The organism is Ilumatobacter nonamiensis YM16-303, from assembly GCF_000350145.1.
Lineage (GTDB): Bacteria > Actinomycetota > Acidimicrobiia > Acidimicrobiales > Ilumatobacteraceae > Ilumatobacter_A > Ilumatobacter_A nonamiensis.
Genome location: NZ_BAOL01000344.1, coordinates 1 through 575, shown reverse-complemented (window position 1 = coordinate 575; position 575 = coordinate 1). Strand labels below are relative to the sequence as shown.

General features: G+C 60.3%; 1 protein-coding gene. It reads right to left on the bottom strand.

What is annotated here, in order from left to right; all coding sequences use genetic code 11:
- On the bottom strand, window positions 1-575 hold a 575-nt coding region (locus ON45_RS20585), incomplete at both ends, for a cbb3-type cytochrome c oxidase subunit I (protein ID WP_040496674.1).

Here is a 575-nt window from a genome sequence, read left to right as displayed (position 1 = left end):
GATGTACACCTCGGGGTGACCGAAGATCCAAAACAAGTGCTGCCACAGCAACGGATCGGCGCCCTTGTCGACGGAGAAGAACGTCGCATCGAAGGACCGCTGGAACATCAGCAGGAACAGCGCCACGGTGATCACCGGGATGGCGAACAGCAACAAGAACTGGGTCACCAAGGCCATCCACGTGAAGATCGGCATCTTCAACAGCGACATGCCCGGGGCACGCATGTTCAGACAGGTCACGATCAGGTTGATCGCGCCGACCAGGGAGGCGATGCCCGTGATCTGCAACCCGAGTCCCCAGAAGTCGATCCCATTGCCGGGTGAGAACGGAACGTCGGAGTTGGGGGCATACATGAACCACCCGCCGTCGGCACCGCCCCCAAGGAACCATGACGAGTTCAGGAACAGTCCGCCGGCCAGGAAGACCCAGAAGGACAGTGCGTTCAAACGGGGGAACGCGACGTCGCGTGCGCCGATCTGCAGCGGGATCAGATAGTTGGCGAACGCGGCCGCCATCGGCATCACGAATAGGAACACCATCGTGGTGGCGTGCATCGTGAACATCTGGTTGTACT